1 protein-coding gene is annotated in these 1,538 nt (G+C 69.6%); it reads right to left on the bottom strand.

Annotation, left to right across the window (positions count from 1 at the left end; genetic code table 11):
- On the bottom strand, positions 1 to 1,412 hold a 1,412-nt coding region (locus ACWCO3_RS34525), incomplete at its 3' end, for a right-handed parallel beta-helix repeat-containing protein (protein ID WP_450014198.1).
- Positions 1,413 to 1,538 lie beyond the last annotated feature (126 nt).

Here is a 1,538-nt window from a genome sequence, read left to right on the forward strand (position 1 = left end):
CTGATGTCCGTGTCCCGGACACCGCCGATGATGCCGATCGGCAGTTCGATCATTCCGAAGCCCGCCACCGGCCCGGCAGTGGACACACCGATCGGTGCCCGGGTGTCCAGCACCCGGGTCGGAGGGATCGGTACGTAACGCGCGCCAACCTGGGTGCAGACAGGTCCTTCGTACTCCTTGGGCAGTCGGAAATCGGTCTGGGACACCTGCACCTGCACGCAGGCGTCACCGGCTCGCCGCAGCGTGTACTCGGCGGTCGCGGAGTCGGTGACCCGCCAGAACCGCTGACCGGTCAGGTAGTAGGCGTACTGGGACCGCTCCCGCTCGACGGGCCAGGCGGAGTGCGCACCCGACCGGGCGACCACGTCGAACGGGCCGGCGCCGACCTTGCGCTCGACGAGTAGCGGGTCCTGGGTGACCGGGCCCCGAGCCTCTACCGCGCCCCGGTCGCGGTATCCGCTGCCGGTGCCGGTGTTCGCGACGGCTGGATCGTCGGCGAACGACCCGCCGAGCATGTCGGTGTCCAGGCCACCGGGGGCGTTCGCGTCAGCCGAGTCCCGTGCGGGCGAGCCGTCCCCGGTCTCGAGGTAACCCCGGTCCATTCCGCTCACCCAGGCGATCTTCGGATCGGCCGAGAGGTCGTGGGTGCCCTGCCCGGTCGCCGCGACGAACGAGGCGAGGGTCGGGTGATCGATGCCCGCCCAGGTGTAGGGCACCCCACCGCTGGTCGGGTCGAACAGGTTGTAGTCGGTGCTGCTGCCCGCCGCCGACTCGGCGGACACCCGAATGCCGACGGCGTCCGCCGGAGTTGTGCAGACATGGCGCCGGCGGGTCGTGACGACGATGTTGTTGCGGATCGAGGCACCCGGTGAACGCCCGGCCAGTTGAATGCCCTGCCGGCACTCGACATGGAAGGTGTTGCCGGTGATCGTGATCCGTGGAGCGTCCGCTGCCGCCAGTCCGGAGTAGTCGAGCTGGTTCCCGGTGACCGTCGTGTCGGTGACGCCCGGCTCGATGGCCACGGACGCGCCGTGCGTGTTGTAGACGAAGGTACGGCTCAGCGTCACCCGGTTCGACACACCGCTGATCCGTACCCCGTTGGGGCCGTAGGCGCCGGTCTCGACGGTCAGCTTGTCGAGGCGGACTCGCTGGGAATCCCGCACCGTGACGACGTCGGCGTAGGGGGCCCCGAAAACGACCAAGCCCTCCACCGTCACGTCGTGTACGCCAGTGAGGTCGAGGATGGTCCCGCTGACCGCCGCGGTGTTGTACCTGCCCACCCGCGCCATCTGCCAGTTGACGTTGACCGCGCGGAAGATGATCGGCGCCGACTCGGTGCCGGAACGGGTGAACCGGACGTTCTCCTGGTACTCCCCCGGGTGCACCAGAACCGTCTGGCCCGGGCCGGCCACCGAAGCCGCCTCGGAGATTGTGCAGAACGGCCGCTCCTCACTGCCGTCGCCGCTGCTCTGACACCATTGCTCGCTAACATGCAGCTCGCCGCTAGCCGCCGCCGCGCCGGTGACCGGCGCGGCCAC

The organism is Micromonospora sp. NPDC002411, from assembly GCF_053592955.1.